General features: G+C 50.0%; 15 protein-coding genes. 3 read left to right on the forward strand and 12 right to left on the reverse strand.

From position 1 onward, the window contains the following. Window positions 1–3: 3 nt before the first annotated feature. The 4 genes from KTH90_RS09665 to KTH90_RS09680 form a co-directional block, all read right to left on the reverse strand. Window positions 4–951: a nucleoside hydrolase gene (locus tag KTH90_RS09665; RefSeq protein WP_158351172.1), complete on the reverse strand. Its 948-nt coding sequence runs from the start codon at window positions 949–951 to the stop codon at window positions 4–6. Window positions 952–1005: 54 nt separating this feature from the next. After that, window positions 1006–2016 carry a LacI family DNA-binding transcriptional regulator gene (locus KTH90_RS09670; protein WP_158351173.1) on the reverse strand — a complete coding sequence of 337 codons (1011 nt, stop codon included), beginning with the start codon at window positions 2014–2016 and terminating at the stop codon, window positions 1006–1008. 242 nt (window positions 2017–2258) lie between these two features. Next, complete coding sequence (locus KTH90_RS09675; protein WP_158351174.1) at window positions 2259–2444, reverse strand: hypothetical protein; 186 nt, start codon at window positions 2442–2444, stop codon at window positions 2259–2261. Between the two features lie 112 nt (window positions 2445–2556). Then, entirely contained in the window at window positions 2557–3288 is a 732-nt protein-coding gene (locus tag KTH90_RS09680) for a TMEM164-related integral membrane acyltransferase (RefSeq protein WP_158351175.1), read from the reverse strand. A 300-nt stretch (window positions 3289–3588) separates the two neighbouring features. Between KTH90_RS09680 and KTH90_RS09685 the strand changes: the two genes are divergently transcribed. Beyond that, window positions 3589–4416: a prepilin-type N-terminal cleavage/methylation domain-containing protein gene (locus KTH90_RS09685; RefSeq protein ID WP_158351176.1), complete on the forward strand. Its 828-nt coding sequence runs from the start codon at window positions 3589–3591 to the stop codon at window positions 4414–4416. Between the two features lie 35 nt (window positions 4417–4451). Here the strand turns inward: KTH90_RS09685 and KTH90_RS09690 are convergent, their stop codons facing one another. The 7 genes from KTH90_RS09690 to KTH90_RS09720 form a co-directional block, all read right to left on the reverse strand. Beyond that, entirely contained in the window at window positions 4452–5828 is a 1377-nt protein-coding gene (locus tag KTH90_RS09690; RefSeq protein WP_158351354.1) for an MATE family efflux transporter, read from the reverse strand. A gap of 263 nt (window positions 5829–6091) precedes the next feature. Continuing rightward, the gene (locus tag KTH90_RS09695; RefSeq protein WP_158351177.1) at window positions 6092–6703 is read right to left on the reverse strand and encodes a 4Fe-4S binding protein; all 612 of its coding nucleotides are present in this window, start codon (window positions 6701–6703) and stop codon (window positions 6092–6094) included. A gap of 89 nt (window positions 6704–6792) precedes the next feature. Further along, window positions 6793–8859, reverse strand: a complete 2067-nt coding sequence (locus tag KTH90_RS09700; RefSeq protein ID WP_158351178.1) for a beta-galactosidase — start codon at window positions 8857–8859, stop codon at window positions 6793–6795. Beyond that, window positions 8856–9803: an ABC transporter permease gene (locus tag KTH90_RS09705; RefSeq protein ID WP_238726705.1), complete on the reverse strand. Its 948-nt coding sequence runs from the start codon at window positions 9801–9803 to the stop codon at window positions 8856–8858. The genes KTH90_RS09700 and KTH90_RS09705 overlap by 4 nt, the downstream gene beginning before the upstream one ends. A gap of 33 nt (window positions 9804–9836) precedes the next feature. Further along, window positions 9837–11039, reverse strand: coding sequence for a sugar ABC transporter substrate-binding protein (locus tag KTH90_RS09710; RefSeq protein ID WP_158351180.1), 1203 nt, complete (start codon window positions 11037–11039; stop codon window positions 9837–9839). 455 nt (window positions 11040–11494) lie between these two features. Then, window positions 11495–12463 (reverse strand): ABC transporter permease, encoded by a 969-nt coding sequence (locus KTH90_RS09715; RefSeq protein ID WP_158351181.1) that lies wholly within the window; start codon window positions 12461–12463, stop codon window positions 11495–11497. Between the two features lie 15 nt (window positions 12464–12478). Then, the gene (locus KTH90_RS09720; protein WP_238726706.1) at window positions 12479–13978 is read right to left on the reverse strand and encodes a sugar ABC transporter ATP-binding protein; all 1500 of its coding nucleotides are present in this window, start codon (window positions 13976–13978) and stop codon (window positions 12479–12481) included. A gap of 192 nt (window positions 13979–14170) precedes the next feature. Here KTH90_RS09720 and KTH90_RS09725 point away from each other — a divergent pair, with 192 nt between their 5' ends. Further along, complete coding sequence (locus KTH90_RS09725; RefSeq protein ID WP_158351183.1) at window positions 14171–15715, forward strand: response regulator transcription factor; 1545 nt, start codon at window positions 14171–14173, stop codon at window positions 15713–15715. Then, entirely contained in the window at window positions 15712–17460 is a 1749-nt protein-coding gene (locus tag KTH90_RS09730; protein ID WP_158351184.1) for a sensor histidine kinase, read from the forward strand. The genes KTH90_RS09725 and KTH90_RS09730 overlap by 4 nt, the downstream gene beginning before the upstream one ends. 8 nt (window positions 17461–17468) lie before the next feature. Here KTH90_RS09730 and KTH90_RS09735 read toward each other — a convergent pair whose 3' ends face one another. Further along, window positions 17469–19586, reverse strand: a complete 2118-nt coding sequence (locus tag KTH90_RS09735; protein ID WP_158351185.1) for a glycoside hydrolase family 36 protein — start codon at window positions 19584–19586, stop codon at window positions 17469–17471. Window positions 19587–19620: the final 34 nt, after the last annotated feature.

The raw sequence follows: 19620 nt of genomic DNA on the forward strand, positions 1-19620 counted from the left end.
TTCTTATCTGTTGCAAACTCTATCCAGTAATAAATTCATAAATCTGTCCGCATCAACCTCCAGACAGACCAGTACATTGGGTTCTTCTGTCGGAGTATCGAGATCTTCCGGAGGCGTCCAGGGAGTCCGGGGAAGCGTGCAGATCGTGTGTCCCGTGGGATGCCGGTGATCATATTCCACCTGTACGTTCATCTTCTTTCCTCTGCACAGGCTAGGATCAAAAACCATCGCCACACAGAGGGGATCGTTCATGGCCGTATAGTCCCGCTTCCAGTATTCCAGCCACCGGTTCACCATACGGGCCATCGCCAGATTCAGCTCATCCCCCGTATCGATCAGGCGCTGCACATGTTCCGGGCGCACCAGTACCTGACGGGTCACGTCATACCCGCACATGATGATCGGCGCTCCACTTCGGAATAACAGGGATGCGGATTCCGGATCCCTGCTGACATTGTGATCCGAGTGTTCCAGCTCCGCTCCATTGAAGCCCAGTCTGGCACTTCCTCCCATGATAATAATCTGCTTTACCTTCTGTGCGATCCGGGGTTCCCTGGCTAAAGCTACCGCCAGATTGGTAAACGGCCCGATCGCCACGATAGAGATCTCTCCCGGATTCTCCATAACCGTCTGAATCATGAAGTCTACCGCGTGTCTGCTGTCATAGATCAGGTCCCGGTCCTCTTCGTTCAGAAGCCCTTCACCTTCATGTCCCAGCCACCAGATCTCCCGGTTGCGCAGCAGTACGTCCCGCACGCCCGCCATAACCGGTATATCATCCCGTCCCAGCAGCTTCAGAATCTTCACCACCATGCGGGCTCTCAGATCAACATCGCCGTATACCGTGGTAATCCCCTCCACCTGTATTTCTGGTGAAAGAGCCGCCAGAGCTACGGCCATCGCGTCATCTACATCCGTGCCAATATCCGTATCCAAAATAATTCTTTCCATTTTTTCTGCCACCTCCTCTTGAATCCTCCGCTCTCTTCCAGTCTCTGTATTCTTTTAACCTTCCGGCATTTTCCGGGTCGATTCTCTGACCACCAGTTCTCTCGGGCACAGTACCTTCCGGGGTTCCCCCCCGTAGTGTTTCTTAATCCGATCCATCAGCAGCCCATACGCATGCTCTGCAAAAAAGGTACTGCTGTTATCAATCGTCGTCAGCTTTGGCCGGCACACCTGTGCAAACTCGATATTATCTTCACCGGTAATGCTGATATCTTCCGGAATCTTAATTCCCTTTTCGTTAAACGCCATCATGATTCCCATCGCGATAATATCATTGGCCGCGCACAGCGCCGTCGGCCGTTCTTCCAGTGCCGCGAAATACATGCCTGCCCGGTATCCCGCATTCATGGTAAAATCCATCTCGAAGATCCAATCCTGGTTTACCGCCTGGCCGCTCGCTTTCATGGCACTTAGGAATCCTTTCTTTCTCCTGGTGTTAATGGCCGATGTTGGGGTTCCACCCACATAGCCGATCTTCTTATGCCCGTAATCAATGAGATGCTTCGCCGCCACATAGATTCCTTTTCCATACTCACTGTGGAGCGTATCAAAATCGTTTCCTTCATAGTCAGTATTGACCACAACCGGTTTTCCCAAATCTGCAAGTTTCTCAATGCTGCTCTCAGAATGGTAGATCGAGCAGTAAATCATCCCGTCCACATCCAGCTCTTCCGCAAATTCAATTCCTTTCATCTCATCCTGCGAAGTGTCATAAAGAATCACCGTATAGCTGTCCATAGCGGCCAGTTCCTGAAGCCGCTTGAAAATATTCGCATAGTACGGGTTCATGATATCCGGAATTAACAGCATGATCTGCTGAGTCGAGTCTGTTTTCAAACCTTTTGCAAATTTATTGGGTTTGTAGTTTAACTCTTCAATCGCCTTTTTGATAATCTCCGCTGTCTTCTCGTCTACATAACCGGAAGAATTCACATAACGGGATATCGTGGATATAGACACGCCTGACTTTTCAGATACATCCTTTAATGTTGGTCTTTTCGGAATCATATCGGGGGCCCTCCTGTTCCTTTTTTCATTCTTTTGTATCTTGATGTGGTAACGTTTCTATATTTTCATTATACATAGGTGTCTTTAACTGTCAATGGGTTTTTTGTATATCTTTTTATCTTTAGCTATTTAATACAGAATTTCAATAGAATTTTCAGTAGAAATCACGATTTCTCTCCACCTTAAACGCATACTTTTTTGTTTTGTGGCAACGTTTCCATTTTTGAGTATAAAAAATCGGGTCAGCCGCGTTTTCTGCCTCTTCGCAGCAGCAAATGCCCCGTATCATACTGCCTGCGTACATTTCTTCTAAAATAGCCGGAACCCATAAATGCCCAGGCCAGAATCCCGCCTATTACGATATACTGGATAAACTGATTCCACCCCATCAATTTCATCCCTGTCTCAATGGTCTCCAGAATCAGCACACTTATCACCAGCCGCCAGGCGTGATAGCCGCTGCCGGTCTTCGACGCCTACGAATTCACAGCGCCGCTCTCCGGCCGTCTGGCCGATCCTTACCCCAGAACGCTCCGTCCCTTATCTCCGGCGCCCTCTCTGCCAGAGATACACGCCGCCATACAGCATCCCCCAGATCAGAAATACCGTGAAAGCCGCTGCCGGCAGATACCAGTGTCCAAATATATCCTGAACCACATCCAGAATCGATCCATCCGCGGCCTCGCTGATAAACAGATAGTTACTCTTTAACTGATGATTAACCGCTGCGTCCACGCAAGCAAGCACAGCCAGAAAGGCAAAACAGCCCGGAAGCCTTCTGATCTGCGGAACAAATCCATCGGCCAGCATCAGTACCGGGATTAAAAACAGCAGAACATGCAGCATAATAAACAGAAGATAATAAATATTCAAAAACGGATAATAGATCTCTCCTGGAGTGATCAGTGCAGCCAATGCCCCAGGCATTCCAAGGGCAAACACAAGTTCCCGGGGGAATTCTTTTTTGCTGTAAACGGCATAGAACTCCACAAACATCATGACATCGCACAGATGCAGCGGCAGATCCCAACGAATAGAAAACGCGCCGCAGGCGATCCGAAGCACAATCCGGAAGATACAGCCCAGCGCCAGAATCCAGGCCAACAGCCGCAGTATCTTTCTCCGGCCGCCGCTATTTTGCTTTTTGAAAAAACAGACGGCAATAAAGCAACCTAGCAGAACGATAACAAGCCAGGTTAGATGCGTGGCACTGAATATCGGAACACCTTTTACATCACCCGGCATCTTTGACAACGGTGTCCAAAAATACACAGCAATCGCCTCCTCCCCGGTCTCCCGCTTTTTGACGGATATGTTTTACTTTAGCTTTTCATAACATTATATGAAACGCACTCTTCTTCCATAATCTTTATTTTACCACGGCGGACGTGCCAAATACATGAATTTTCCGGTAGTTTCTGACTCAATTAGCAATTTTTTCGTGGAAATTTCTACAGTTATGAATTATAATTAGATAACCGCAGATACGAACAGCTAAAAACCGCCCCGTACTTGCTGCTGACATTTTGTTGAAATAATATAATTCATAAAAAGATGAGGGAATATACGATCGTGAAAAGAAATAATGACGGCTTCACACTTACCGAAATGATTGTCGTACTGGTGATTATTGTAATTCTTATCGCATTACTGGTGCCAACTCTGACCGGATATATTGACAAAGCGGCCAAGCGCGCCTGTGAGGCCAACAAGGCCAGCCTCCGCCGTGATCTGAATTTAGTGGAGATCGACGAAAAGCTTGGCGGAAAACTGGACGTGGCCGGTCTGCAGGATCTAGCCAAAAAGTCTGATTACAAATGTGCTCAGGGCGGGGTCTATGATGTCACCCGGGCTTCCGACGGTGATATCATGGTCACATGCAAAAAGCATGACGTTAACTATAACTTTAACATGTCCGGCGCCCTGTCTTATGCCATGGCCAACAATCCTGAGCTGGACGCATTGATCCAGTCCTACATAAAAGGCAACAAGAATATCGACTCTTCCTCGCAGACAGGAAAAGCCTATGAAAGTGTATTGACTGCACTGAAGAACCTGGGCTTTGATCCCGGCCTTCAAAATGTCGGCACCTGGTCGCTGCAGGCATACAGCACCGGATACCTGTTCTACTGGACCACAGAAGATATCTCCGCCAAATCTCCGGGGGATAAAGTAAAAGTCCTGCGCTATAATTCTCTGCGCCAGACCTATACGGCGGGCTATGTTACCGTCGGAACAACTTCCATCTCAGCCAGTGATTCTTCCACCGGAACCGCCGTCACTTATAATATTCTCGGGCGTGGCGATGCAAACTGGTCTGAATACACGGATATCAAGCAGAGCGATAAGGATAAGAAAGATTATGATACCATTTATAATGTCTTTAATCAGATAGACTAAGGTATAGAGACAAATCATATTTTCAGGGGGGCCTTTTAATGTCCCCTTTTATCTTTCTGAAACTGCCATAACACAAACGCCATTGTATACACCGCCATAAAGCCCGACACAGCAGGCGCGATCGCGCCGATCACCGCCAGATTATCCGGGCAGTAAGTATACGCGAGCCGGATCAATGGTATCCTAAGCGCCAGCGCCCCAAAGCAGCAGCTGACCATCGTGAACACCGTCTTCGACCTGCCGTTCATATAACCATTCAGACAGAACACAAAGGAAACTGCCAGATAATCATAACTGCATGACCGGAAGAACGGGATGCCCGCACCGATAATGGCAGGATCTGCGTTAAATATCCCGATCATAGTCTGCGGTGCTATCTGTGCCCACAGGAAAAAGAGCGCCGAGGCCAGGAATGCGAATCCGATTCCCACCATCAGCGACTTCCTGGCCCGCATCAATTTTCCAGCTCCATAATTCTGTGCGGTAATCGCCGCCAGCGCACTGGCCAGTGACGTAGCCGGGAGCATGGCAAACACATCATATTTGCTGGCGATCCCCACAGCCGCCGCCGCGCTGACCCCCAGCCTGTTGGTTACGGAAGTCAGATACAAAAACGACAATCTCACCATGCATTCCTGAAAAGAGACAGGAATCCCCACAACAGCCAGTTCCCTGACCAGCTCCGGATAAATCCTAAAATTCTTTAGCCGGAAGGTAAAGATAAACTTACTTCGGTTCAGAAAAACGATCGAGCAGATCATGCTGATCGCCTGAGAACCTACCGTAGCAAGGGCCGTACCCGCCACACCCATTCCCATGTATTTTACAAATACCACATCTCCTATTATATTAAGTACGCAGGACAAAGCCGCGAAATACATCGGCCGTTTCGAATCCCCATATCCACGCAGTATTGCGCTGATGGCATTATAACCACAGATAAAGAAGATACCGCAAAAACAGATAGTCACATACTGTTTTGCCAGCGCATATGACTTTGACGGTGTTTTCAGGGCCACCAGAACCGGTTCCCGAAGCAGCAGCATCACCCCAGTCAGAACCAGCGCCACGATCGCGAATACCGACAGCGTAGTCCCGATGGTGCGTCCGGCCCTTTTTTCATCTCTCATCCCAGTATATTTTCCCACCAGAATGGTTCCGCCTAAGGTCAGACCCGATACCATACTGGTAATAATCTGTGTTACCTGCGTACCCGTCGACACTGCGGCCACGCTCTCGGGCGGGCAGTACCAGCCGACCACCATCAGATCTACGGCCCCATACAGCGCCTGGATTACATTCGCGATCAGAAACGGTACCGAAAAATGCAGCAGAACCCTGAATATGTTCCCTTCCGTCAACAGATTCTCATTTTTTCGTCCATCTGCGCATTTTCTGTGTGTTATATTCATGTTTGAGTGTGCATTTTGATCAGCCTTCATTCTCCGCTGCCCCCTCCTTGCCGAAATTATCCTGAATAAAGTGTTCCTCTTGCGAAACTCTCCGCCTGCGGCGGACCGCGCAAGCGGCATCTTCCTTTCCGCCGCAGTGCGATCCCGCGGAGCGTTTTTTATTTCATAGAAGCACTTTCTATGAAATAAAATAAACCCTCCAGTCAGTAGAGGGTCAATATTTATTTTATCTGCTAAGGAGCAGGATAAGAATTTTCCTTACATCAGGGATGCAGCCGCTCAACCGCATCCGCCGGGCACTTCTGTGCACAAAGCCCGCACTGCAGGCAGTGTTCTTCCGATATGGAAAATATCCTGCCCTCCCGGACCGCTTTCTGCGGACACACCTGCGCGCATATCCCGCATCCGATACATTTATCCCCGATCCGGAAGCCATTGTGCTCTATCTCTTCTCCGCCATAGGCAAAACTCTCCCTGGAGATAGGATAATTCAGGAGATCAAACCACTCTCCATGTCCTTCGTAGATGTGGAACGCATCCAGAATATATCTGCTCTTTCCAGGATATACCTCATTCATGCCGGGATTCTCCTCAAATACACGGTCTACCCATTCTTTCTCCACGATCCTGCATTTTCCCAGGAACTTAAGGGACTGGCAGTCCGGGCACATAGCGGACAGCGCTACCTCCCCGCTGTCTGTCAGCTGCTTATAAAAGGGCTTTCCCCTGGAAGTAACGATATACATTCCGTCATCGGTGGCAATCATGACGTTGATGATCCGGGTCTGGGGATGCCCTTCTTCATCCACCGTCGCCGCAGAGGCAATCTTCACTTTTCGAAACATATCCACATACTTTTTGGCTTTCGCGTTCATTATCCACATAACCTCCCATTTGGTTGCTTTTTGTTTATTCTATAGTACACCGGGTAGAGGGAGGTTGCTAGTATGCACTTTTTTGTAACTTAGGGGGCCTTCGGGATACTATTGGGATATAGGAACGTACTTGCAGACCCAATTTTCTCAATACACATCCCATAACCGGGAATTACGATGTTTTTCTGTGTTTCTGCCTGAATTCCATAAGACTCATTCACTTCAACTTCAGCATCTGCCCCGCCATGGTTCAGAAAAATCCCATAGAGACCCTGATCATCCCGCTTCGGAACATATTCCACATCCCGAGGCAGGTTCCGTGGGGAAATTCCAGCTATTCGAAGGATCATTTTAAGAATCTCCGTATAATCTTCCATATCGCAGCCGACATAGATCACATTCCCTTCTCCATAATGGTTCCAGGACACTGCAGTTTTACCTTCAAAATAGCCGGCTCCGTACGTACACAGACTCTCAGCCATATGGGGCTTTAAGATCTCGCACCGCATCCTGGCTCTTCCCACTTCACCTGCAGCCCTTTGCTCTGCCCGGCTATGCTCCGCGGCTTCCTCTGTCCTTTTCCTGTCTCTTTTCAAAACAGGAATATTCTGATCATATAGCGTGTCGAACTCCTGTACCTCCGCGGAGGCCATCTCCCGGAACACCCCTGGCAGAGTCTGATCCGTAATCCGGTTCTCCCCGGTCCGCTCCCCGCACAGCATGGTCAGGACCAGCGTACCGCCTTTTTTGGCATACTCTTCACATTTCCTGCTGAAGCCCTCCGGGGCCAGGCTCAGATATGGAACGACTACCACCGGATACTCCTGAAACGGCGCCGATCCATCTGAAACTGCAGCGGCGATACCATTTCGTACCAATCCTTCATACCAGGCTGCCGCTTGTTCCCGATAATCAAAGGCCTCCTGGTGCCTCTGGAATTCATGGATAAATTTATTCTCATAGTCGTAGACAACTAAAGCCTCATAGTCCGTCTCCATCCGCAGAATTCTCTCCTGCTCATGCAGTTCCCGGATCGTCTCCTGGATCTCCTGATATCTCCTCCTGGGGATACCATCATGATCCAATATCCCATACCAGTACTGTTCCGCACCGAACAGACAGCTTCGCCACCGGAAATAAAACAGATTCTCTGCGCCATGGGCTGCTCCGCACAGGCTCCACAGCCTAAGCTGGCCTGGGGCAGGCGTATTCCCCAGAATATTCCAACCGCAAGGGCCGCTTTGCTGTTCCAGGATCCAGAACGGTTTGCGCTTATAGCCTCCGGTGAGTTCATAGTAGAACCCGATCTTCGCCATGGAATTACAGTCCCACTCCGATCGGGGATAGGCGTCATAACCAGCGTAATCCAGCATTTTTGCCAGCTCATAGTTGTCACAGTATTCCGATACGATATTGTGGACAACAGGCAGATCCGTGCAGGCCCGAAGCGTATCGCACTCCATCTGCGCATAGCTGATCAGAGAATCGGATGAAAATCTTGCATAATCCAACAGTAATCCCGGATTATGTGTATGCTGGCTGTAGGCATCCGTCACTGTCCTGGCCGGCAGTACGATCTGATCCCAGTCCGTGTATGTCTGGCTCCAGAATACCGTCCCCCAGCTTTGGTTCAGATTCTCAAGATCCCGATACTTCCGCTTAAGCCACCGGACAAAAGCAGCCCGGCAGTTCCCGCAGTAACAGCGTACCTCATCCTCGCAGCCCAGTTCATTGTCGATCTGCCAGCCATATACCTGCGGATTCCCCCGGAAGTGTTCCGCCATTTTCAGGATGATCCGGCGGGAATACTCCCGGTACTGCGGATGGTTATAACAATAATGCCGGCGGCTTCCAAAGCCCAGCACATGTCCATCCCGGTCCACCCGGTACAGATCCGGCAGCCTTTCGCATACCCAGCGGGGCGGTGTGGCTGTGGGAGTGCACAGGACCGTTCTGATCCCGTGCTTTCCCAATACCTCCATGGCCTCCTCATACAGGCTGAAATCATAGTTTCCGGGAGCCGGCTCCATCACCGACCAGCCGAATTCCCCCATCCGTACAGCCTGTATCCCCAGTTCCTCCATCAGCCCGGCGTCAGTCTCCCAGCGTTCCCGGGGCCAGTGTTCCGGATAATAAGCAGTCCCGACTATCATCATACGGCCTCTTTCCTCTTCCGAAAGGTCAGTTTGTCTTTATTAATACTGATTGCCATAAACAGGATCATAAACAATCCGGTCACCACCTGCTGCAGCGTTCCCGGCAGCCCCATGGCGATCAGGCCGGAGTTGATCATGGTCATGCTGAACACGCCCAAAAACACGCCTAACATAATGTCACAATAGCGTTCCAGATACTGCCCGATGAACACGCCCATAAACGGAGGGAACACCATAGACATCGTATTCATCCCGCCCTTGGGGGCGATCGCGCCGCCATAGCTGACCTGCAGAATACTGGCGATACCCACAAAAATCCCGCAGATCACAAAGCACAGAAACCTGACGTTCATGGTCTTAATCCCAATACTTTTTGCTATCATTTCACCATTTCCGACCGCCCGCACATTATATCCGAATTTCGTGTGATGATACAATACATAGGCCAGCAGATATGCCAGGATCCCTACACCAAAGATATACGGCGACTTACCCAGGAATCCGATCGAAGCTGGAATCGTTATACTGGCTCCCCCGTTAAACAGGGTCCCGGCGGACTCATACACCAGCATCAGCCCGATCGTTACGATAATGGACGGAATCTTAAATACAGAATAGATCGTTCCTGTCAATGTTCCCAGCAGCACTGAGGCCAGAACCGTAACCACGATCAGCCCAGCGATTCCAAAATACTGTGCCGCAAACGCCCCCAGAAGCCCGGCCAGGACCAGCTGGGACCCGGAGCTGAAATCCCACGTATCGATGACCAGATTATAACATAGTCCAAACCCGATCACAGAGTTAATAATCGACTGCTGTAACATGATCATAATTCCAGTTGGTGTCCCAAAACGGTCCGGCTGGCACACAAAGAATATCAGAAATACAATCAATGGCATGGCAATCGGAACGATCAGGTTCTGCAGTTTCAATTTCTTTTTCATTCGCTCACTCCTCATCCACAGATCTGTTTTGTATCATTCTTTCGTCTCAGCGCCTGCCTGGCTCTGCGCGCTATGTCTTGCCACCACATCATCCACACTATAGCTTCCGGCGGTTTCCTTTAACTTATCAATCGTCATATCCGGATTAAAATACTTCACCATATCTCTTATTTCCTCTTCATTATAGGGAAAACTCTCGCCCTCAACATATTGATAATAATTCACCGCGTCTTCCGGAGAAGTTAAATTGACAAAATTCAGGTTCATCGTCTCGCAGCGATCCGACAGAGGCGTTCCCGCCAGCTTATTCACCATCAGCATATAAGAGAACAGAGGATCCACAAAATGTCCGCCCGAAATCGCATCAATGGCCCCGTCTTCCAGATACTTATCCAGGTCGGAGATAAAGTCCACGCAGGCGACCTTCACCTCGCCCGTCTTATTATGCAGGGCCAGTGCCTGTATCACGCCTTCCAGAATGGTATTACTTCCACCGGTAATAAATATCCCGTCCAGTTCCGGGAAAGACGCCAGGAAATTCTCCACCGCCTTCGTGGTCTCCGCCGCCGTCAGTGTATTATTGCGCACCTCACTGATCCGGTTCATACCCAGCTCCTGGCACGCCTTATCGAATCCCCGGTCTCTGGCGTCCGCTGTGGTATCCCCTTTTTCCATCGTAATAACGCCGACATTGCGGCTGCCCTTATCGTACAGTGTTTTCCCCATCCGGTAACCGATCTCTTCCTCATCCTCACAGGTATTCCCCAGATAATATTCGCTGCTCTCCACGATCTCCTTCACCTCCGGATCCGCGATACTCCTCCAGATCAGCGTAAAATACACCTCATTCTCCTCACAGATCCTGGCGATCTTAGGCAGGATATCATCACTATAATTACAGATAGCCACCGCGTCACACCCCGCCGCGATCAAATTCTCCGTAGCCGTGATCTGCGTCTCCGGCGATGAAATATCCGTATTATAGACCATCTCACACCCCAGTACATCCGAGGCAAAATTCAGCATATCCGCACTGGCCTTCCCCAAATCATCCACCGTAGACCAGATCACCACACCGATCTTGAACTTCTCCGGAAGCTTCCCATCCTCCGAAGCCGCCTGCACACTCTGTCCATCCGTATTCACTTCCTTCTGCGCATTTTTCCCAGCGCACCCCGCCAAAAACATAGTACACGTAAGAACCAAAACCATAAAAACCGCTGTTAACTTTTTCATACCGCTACCTTCCCTTCACTAAAATATAAAGTATCAAATCCTTTAACACTTCTTAAGTCCTTTATCACTTCACAAGTCCCTCACCGCTTCTAATTCCCCTCGTCATATCTCCATTAACATCAACAAAATTTATCATCCGTGCATGAATAGCACTTCTTCCGCTTCACCAGTGCAGGTGGGAAACTGTGCGGGAGGCGGGGAGCCTGGCCGTCTGTGGGGAAAAACATTGAGGGGCGGGCTTAGAGCTATGGGCGGGGCAGGGAAAGAATCCCCGTTTTTCGGAGCATGTCCGAGCGACAGCGAGTTTGCGGAGAAAAATGTAATAAGGGATTCTTTCCCTGCCCCGCCCATAGCTCTTAGTCCGCTCCGAAGTTTTTCCCCACAGACGGCCAGGCTCCCCGCCTCCCGCACAGTTTCCCACCGGCCCTACAGCACAGCCCTGCAGCACAGCACGCTTACTTAATCACCTGTGCATTCCGCTTATCGAACGTCAGCCAGACCGCCACCAGGAACACCACACCTTTAATTCCCTGCTGTAGCTTCTCGTTAATATTCCAGAACACCAGCCCGTTAGCCAGCACAGCCAGAATCAGACTTCCGATTACCGCGCACCGGATTTTTGAAGAAGCGCCCCCCGACAGAGGCATTCCACCCAGTACCAGCGCGATCAGCACATCTGTCTCGAACAGGTTTCCCGTATTCGTAGCCGCTGATCCGGCCCGCACCATGTTAAAGAAACCGCACAGTCCGCACATGGCCGCCGACAAAGCGTACCCGAATATCCGCATTTTGTTCACCGGAACCCCGGACTGGAAAGCCGCTTCCGCGCCGGAACCTACCGCCTTACAGAATTTTCCTACCTTCGTATAGTTAAAAGCAAAGCAGGAGATCGCGATCACACCCAGCACTATGACTAATTTTAACCCGGAATTATCATAAATGTACATGGAAAACGGTACGCTGACCGAGCCGCCTCCTGAAATGAAGATCGTAAGCCCCCGCAGGACCAGCAGGGTGCTTAACGTAACAACAAACGACGGAATATGGAATTTTACATACAACAGGCCGTTGACCATTCCAAATACAAGACCAACCACCAATGCCACCGGTAACGCGAGTATTGGCATTACCTGTGCCGTCCACGCGGCACAGACCGCCGTAATCCCGACCATCGAACCCATGGAAAAGTCCACATCCCCCTGCGCCACGATGAAGGAACAGGATACGGTCCCGATCACCAGCGCAAAAGACTGGTTCAGAATCAACTTCATATTTTTTATAGACAATAAGGTTCCTTCACTGATGACCTGAAAAAACAGAACTATCAGGATCAGCCCGATAAACGGGATAAAGTCCCTTATATTCATCCGGTCCGTAAGCTTTTTCTTCGGCTTCACCAGAACCGGTGCTTTTACCTGAGCCACTTGCCATCCCTCCTGTTAAATCATATATTGTATCAGATCGTTTTCCGTAAGATCCGGACTTCTGTCAAAGGTGCCTGACAGCGCCCCTTCCTTCAGAATCAGAATCCGGTCGCTCATGCCGATTAATTCCTGCAGTTCCTCGGATATCATCAGAATCGATTTTCCCGACTGCTTATACTGATTCATCAGCTGATAGATCGCCGCCTTGACTCCCACATCGATTCCCCGGGTCGGGCAGTCCAGGATCAGCAGATCCGAATCATTGCCCAGCCATTTGGCCAGCGCCACTTTCTGTTTGTTTCCGCCGCTCAACTGGATGCACAGCTGGTCCAGGGAGCTCATTTTAATACTTAGCTTATTGCTCTCCCTGCCCGCCAGCGTCTCTTCGGCCTTAGGAGATACATAGCACCCCTTTTTTATTTTGTCATAGGACGGCAGGCAGATGTTGTCGCGTATGTTGGACAGCTTCATGATGGACTCCTGATCCCGGTTCTTGGACACATAACCGATTTTCTGGTGGATCGCGGTTCTGGGATTCCGGATCCTGATCCGTTTCTCCCCTGCATATACATTTCCTTTCTTCGGCGCCTGGATACCGAAGATGACTTTCCCCAGTTCGTGCATACCGCAGTCCGTCAGGCCGCCGATTCCCAGGATTTCCCCCTTCTTTAAGTTCAGGCTGATATCCTTGAGCAGGCTGCTGCTGACATGTTCCACCTCCAGCACTACCTGATCCGTCAGGGCCTTCTGCTGATCTGTCCGGTAGTAATCGTCCTGCACGTCCCGTCCGACCATATGTTTTCTCATGACATCCGGCGTGATCTCCTCTTTTTTCAGATCCCGGACAAAGTTCCCGTCCCGCAGTATGGTCACGGAATCACAGAGCTGTGTCAGTTCATCCAGGTCATGTGATATAAAAATGATGGTTTTTCCCTCATCCTTTAAACGGCTCATCAGCCGGTACAGGATCTCGCGTCCCTTCTGGGACAGGGCGGTCGTGGTTTCATCCACGATCATCACCTTCACATCCTCATACATGGCCCTTGCGATCTCCACAATTTTCCGGTTTTCGAAGGATTCCCCGCCGATCGGATTCTCCGCCCGGATATCGGAAGCCCCGATCTCGTCCAGGATATTCTGTGCTGCGCGGATCATTTCTTTCTTCCGGACGATCCCCAGATGGGCGAACAGATTCTCTTTCCCGGCGAACACATTGGCCGCCACACTGATTCCATCGATCGTCCCCATCTCCTGGACGATCATGCAGATCCCCTGCCCCGCGGCATCCAGTACCGATTCCGGCTGGTACGGCTGTCCATCCAGAGCCATGGTTCCATCCTCCGCCCTGTAGACACCGGTGATGACAGATGCCATGGTCGATTTTCCGGAGCCGTTCTCCCCGATCAGCCCATGTATCTCACCTGACCGGAAATCAATGCTCACCTGATTCAGGGCTTTGACGATTCCGAAGGTTTTCGTTATATTCGAAACCGACAAGACCACTTTATCCTCCATTGTTTTCCCTCCCTTTTGTAACTTTCGTAAACCAAGTATAGCAACGGATCTGAAGTAAAATAATAAAATATCCGACCTTTTTGTTTACTATCCCATCATGTTCGGATGCGGATATTTACCATAAATTCAGGCTGTGCTACTATAAGATAAAGCTACTGTATGTAATTTCGGCATCGAAAGAGGGAGACGGTTATGGAGAGCCTGCAGGTTTTGTTGGTGGACGATGAATATCTGGCAATCGAAGATCTGAAATCAATGGTGGACTGGGAAGCCCTGGGATATCGCATCGCAGGCGCCGCCCACAACGGAAAGCAGGCGCTTGGTATCGCCGCCCGGGAAAAGCTGGATATCATTATCACAGATATCAGTATGCCCGGTATGGATGGGATCGAGCTGATCCGGCAGATCCGCAAAAAGCAGCCGCACATGCGGTTCCTGCTGCTGACCGCCTACGCGGAAATCGATTATATGAAGCAGGCGTTCCGACTGGGTGTAGAAGATTATCTGATGAAAGATGAGATCACATCGGACAGCCTGTCCGCGAAGCTGACCGAAATACGGGATAAATATCTGTCGGATCTTTGTCTTAACTACACCTATATCCAGAAGAACCTGCACCACACATTTCTGGACAGCAAGGCTGCCATACCTGAGGACATCATATCCGTCCTGCCAGCCGGATATTCTTATCTGGTCATTGCCCCGGATATCCTGTTTCCGTGGGTGGAGGATCACGGGCTGCAGGAGCGTTATCCCATAACCAAACGATTGGCAGATGCCCAGGTCCTGTGCGAGAACTTCAAGGATGCACACGCAAAGAACCTCTACGTATTTCAGGCTTACAATAATAAACTGGTTTTACTTCTTAAAGTTCCGCCCTCCCATTCCGGGGCGTATCTGCATCAGGCTGTCTATCGTTTTGCACAGGCTTTACACCGCCATTTTACCGAACATATGGCGGAAAGTTTCTCGATTTTCTACCATCCTCAGGTTCAGCCGCTTGATAAGCTGCACCAGGATTATTTCTGCCGTCAGAAAACCTTGCGTGCCCGCTATTTTCTGGAAAACAGGCAGATCCGTTCCCTGGATGATCCGGATCTGTTCATTACGAATACCAGGACCGATCTGTCGGAGTCAAAGATAAACTCCCTTTTGGAAAAAGACCCGGACCAGCTGCTGTCCTTCACAGAAGAACTTTTTCAGAATATTCTTACCCGGCACAATTATCTGGGCCTGTCGGAATATACCCAGGTGTATTTTTCCTGCATTTTCCGCAGTCTGTCTGTAGAACCGGAGGATTTAGAGGACAGCAACCTGGTCAACGCCCGGTCCGTTCATGCCTGGATCCTGTCTCAGCTCGAACATATTTGCCGTTTGAAAAAGCATAAGCGGACAAGGGAGACACAGAAAGCGATTCAGTTCATTGCCGATTACTATGCAAACGAGCATCTGTCGGTACAGCAGATCGCTGATGAAGCGGGCTTGAGCACCACCCATCTGGGACGTGTATTCAAACAGGATACCGGCCTCACCGTATGGGATTACCTTACCAGATACCGCATCGAACAGTCCTGTAAAATACTGGAAAAAGAAGATCTGAAAATCTACCATGTGGCCGGGATGGTCGGTTATTCTTCTTCCCAGTACTTCAGCCAGGTCTTTTATAAACTGAAGGGGGTCAAACCCCTCGACTATAAGAACAAGGTTACGAATTCCCGGAAAGGAGGGCCGGAATGAAAACGCGTTCTATCATCGGGCAGAAGCTGAAACGCCGAACCAGCATCCTGGTCATTCTGGCCATTCTCACCATCAGCATTCCGCTGATTTTCCTTTTCTCCTGGAATTATGTCAAAAATTCCGTCTATAACATGAACGTCATCTCCGACCAGATCGTCGATCAGATGAATGACAGCTGCAAAAGCGTAATTCAATATGCCGGCTGGATCACCACGGATAAGCGCCTTCTAACGCTGCTTAAGGAATTTGATCTAACACAGGAAGCGGAAGAACGGTCCTACTACGAAAGCCTGATTTCCAACCAGCTCACGGAGCTGGCCGGTATGAGCGCCTCCATACAGGATATCGTCCTTCTGCTGGATGACGGAAGGGTATTCCGCTCAGTATTTATCGACGATTCCGACATTGACCTCATCCTGAACTCCGGTTGGTATCTGAGACAAAAGGAAGAGAATTATCTAAAGTTCTTCTCCCCTGACGGGACGGACAGTTTCACTTTCTGCGCACCTCTGGAATCCATGTCCGGCATGTATGGCAAAATTATTCTGACTTTCCGGGCGGACAGTCTGATCCAGCTGATTCAGACTGCCGACAAGACATTCCAGCACTATCTCTGGCTGGATACCTGGAATCAGCCATTTTATCCGGGCATCGAGAATACCGGTTTTGATTATGCTCCGGTCCTGGATCACAGCGCCAGATACCGGCTGCAGGAGGACTTTATCCTGAACCGGGGAAGCGGGATCTATATCACCCATATCAGCGAAGTTACCCGTTGGAAATTCATTGCGTACGTGCCCTATCATGAACTGCTCGGTAACTTTTTCCCGATCTTTGTCATTCTGATCATCTCGGTCCTGTTCGTTGTCCTGCTGGCCAGTTTTATTTTGAATCCACTGATCCGGAATATCATCGAACCGCTGGAAGTCCTCTCACTGCACATGAAGAAGGTGACAGGCGGCGAAGAGGCACTGGTGGATATCCGGACCGGTGATGAGATCGAGGATCTGAGCCATGCATTTAATCAGATGGCCCTGGAGCTGCAAAGACATATCCGAAGGCTGCTGGAAGATGAAAAAACAAAACAGCAGATGAAGTATGGCCTGCTGATCTCTCAGATAAATCCTCACTTTATCTATAACACCATGAATACCATCAATTATCTGGCGAGAAAGGGCAGGACCGGGGATATCGTCGTGCTGAATAACGCTCTGATCCGGATACTGAAGGATAGTCTGAGGGTCAATGACATCTCTGTCTTCGACACGGTAGAACAGGAAATCGATGTGGTCAAACAATACATGACGATCCAGTCCTGCCGATATGCGGATCAGATCCGGGTAATCTGGGAAGTGGATGAAGAGGTACTGGGCTCGAAAATCCCCAAACATATCATACAGCCCATCGTGGAAAATGCCCTGCTGCATGGATTTTTGTCGGAGGATCTCTCCGGATGGGACGAGGCTCCTTTTATCAGGATCCGAATTTATAAAAAAACAGATGCGGACCGTCTTGTGATCCGCATCGAAGATAACGGGGTGGGTATCGATATGGATCATTACCGAAAATTATGTCTGGAAGCAGACCAGCCGGAAGAGAATGAGTCCTCGCGGGGTAATCACATCGGGCTGGCCAATATCAGATGGCGGCTGAACTATCTGTTGAAGGAGGAACAATCGCTGACCGTGGAACAGGCGTCGCCTCATGGGACGGTGGTTACGATCTTGATTGGGGAACAGGATTAAAATTAGAATTACATCTGCTTTTTCATTCTCAGGAGCCTGGCACTGTAAGGACGCTCCAGTGCTATCTTTAGTTCCTTCCTATCAGGATTCCAATCCACGGTTTCCTCTGCAAAGGAGGGATACCGTATCTCAGGCGGTCCCGCTTGAGTCTGCACAAAATCCAGCGGAATAACAGTCTCCTTTTGCATCCCCCGTAATCGCCATACTGCTATATAATATGCCCGCTCTCCCTCCAGGCAAAAGCACAGCCAGGGGGCCTCCCACCCGTGCAGTCCCAGCGGCCAGTGCGGAACAGCCTTTGTTATTTCTTCCCGGTAGCCTTTATAACACGTGACCGCCTCAGCCACCAGCTGCCGGCACACCGGGTCCAGCTCGTCCAGGCGGCCGCCCATGTGGATTCTAAAGAGCATACTATTTATCATATTAAATACGGTATCTTCCGCATCCGAATCTTTCCCGGGATAGGACCAGACCCCGCACTGCTCCGGCGTCACCGCCGACGCGCTGTTAGCTGCAATGACGGCCATCTTATGAAAATCCTCCTGGTCGCTTAAAGACTGGATACTCATACGTGACAGCATGGCATAATCCATCCTCAGGCCTCCGCTGCCGCAATTTTCCAGGATCAGATCCGGATACATCTCCTGAATGGAATAAAGCCATTCCAGATAAGCCCGGTTGTGCCCCAGAAGCCCGTCACCGAGGCTGAATGCCCGATAATCGGTTCCGGGCCCGCTGCATATGTTATAATCCATTTTCATATAGCCGAACCCATAGGTTTCAACCATGTCCCTTATGATCTTTGTGGCCCTGGCCGAAACCTGCCCATTACGAAAATCCAGCTGATACCTGCCGGAATCGATAACAGGATGGCCATCCCTCTGAAATAGCCAGTCCTCTGGCAGCTGATCCGCATGTGGGCAATCGATGCCGAACGCTTCCAGTTCCAGCCAGATTCCCGGTATCATATTGCATTGGCGTATTTTTCTTACCACCTCTTCCAGTCCGTTTGGATACCGTTCTTTCGATGGTTTGAAATCACCAAAGGTATACTGCCAGTCTCCGGAATCATACCAACCGCAGTCTATTACAAAAATTTCACAACCCGCTTTTGCCGCCTGTTCGATCAGCGGCAGGAGCTTTCCCGTCGTGGAGTCACCCATGAAACAGTTCATGTAATCATTAAAAATAACCGGCAGCCGGCTGTAATCCGCATGCTGCCTGCGGATTCTGCGCCGGTATTCTGTCAGGTTTGCCAGCGCTTCTTCTATGCCTTGTTTCCCAAAGGCTATGGCCGCGGGTACGCTCCCGAAAGCTTTACCGGGGTCCAGCCGGATTTTCCAATGATTCTCTTCCAGCCTCGGCCCGCTTAGCTGGAGGTAAAGAGCATTTGTACACGGATTTTGAAGGAGTGAGCCCCCGTAATCCTGGGCCGTGATCCCAGCCTCCCATGCCCAGGCCCCGTTGGATTCGATCTGCCATACGGCTGACCCGCCCTTGCCGGAATGCATCAGGCCGCCCATAGGCAGATGTTCTCCACAGGACAGACCGCTGCTGTTGGATATATGTATCCGGTCGTAGCTTAGATTTCCATAGGCTGTAAGCCCTGCCGACTGCAGGGTCCGGGTTACCCATCTGCATTCCTCCGACCAGGTATTATGAGGTTCATAGAGGATCAGCTGTTCCATCGTATGTCCACCATTTCCCTCTACTGGAAATCCATATTGCAGGGAACTGATCCCCTCAAGCGTCAGGGGTTGTGTTCCATGATTCGTAATCTCACTGCTGCAGCGGAACGCGGGTATACCTTTATATAGTGTGAAGGTGGTCGTTATGGTCAGATCATTATAGTTCTGGAAAAACCGGATCTCCTTCCCTGTGGGGTTGTCGAGAACTTCATGGGATTGATAATTTAAGGGCAGCTGAGGGGTGTCATAATAATTCTTGGCTCCCCGAAATGAATAGTTCGGGAGTTCCGGAGTCATTACGTCCACGATGCGGCAGCCTTTATATTCTGCGTCCGGCTCCCATTCCTTGATCCCTGCATACAGCAGAGTTACTTCTTTGCCTTTTTCATAGGCAAAGATCAGATTCAGATAAGGTTCTTTCAATTTCAGATAGTTCATCTTCTCCTCCACGCGAGTGCTTTCCCAATAATCG

The organism is Diplocloster modestus (assembly GCF_019042245.1).
Classification (GTDB): Bacteria; Bacillota; Clostridia; order Lachnospirales; family Lachnospiraceae; genus Diplocloster; species Diplocloster modestus.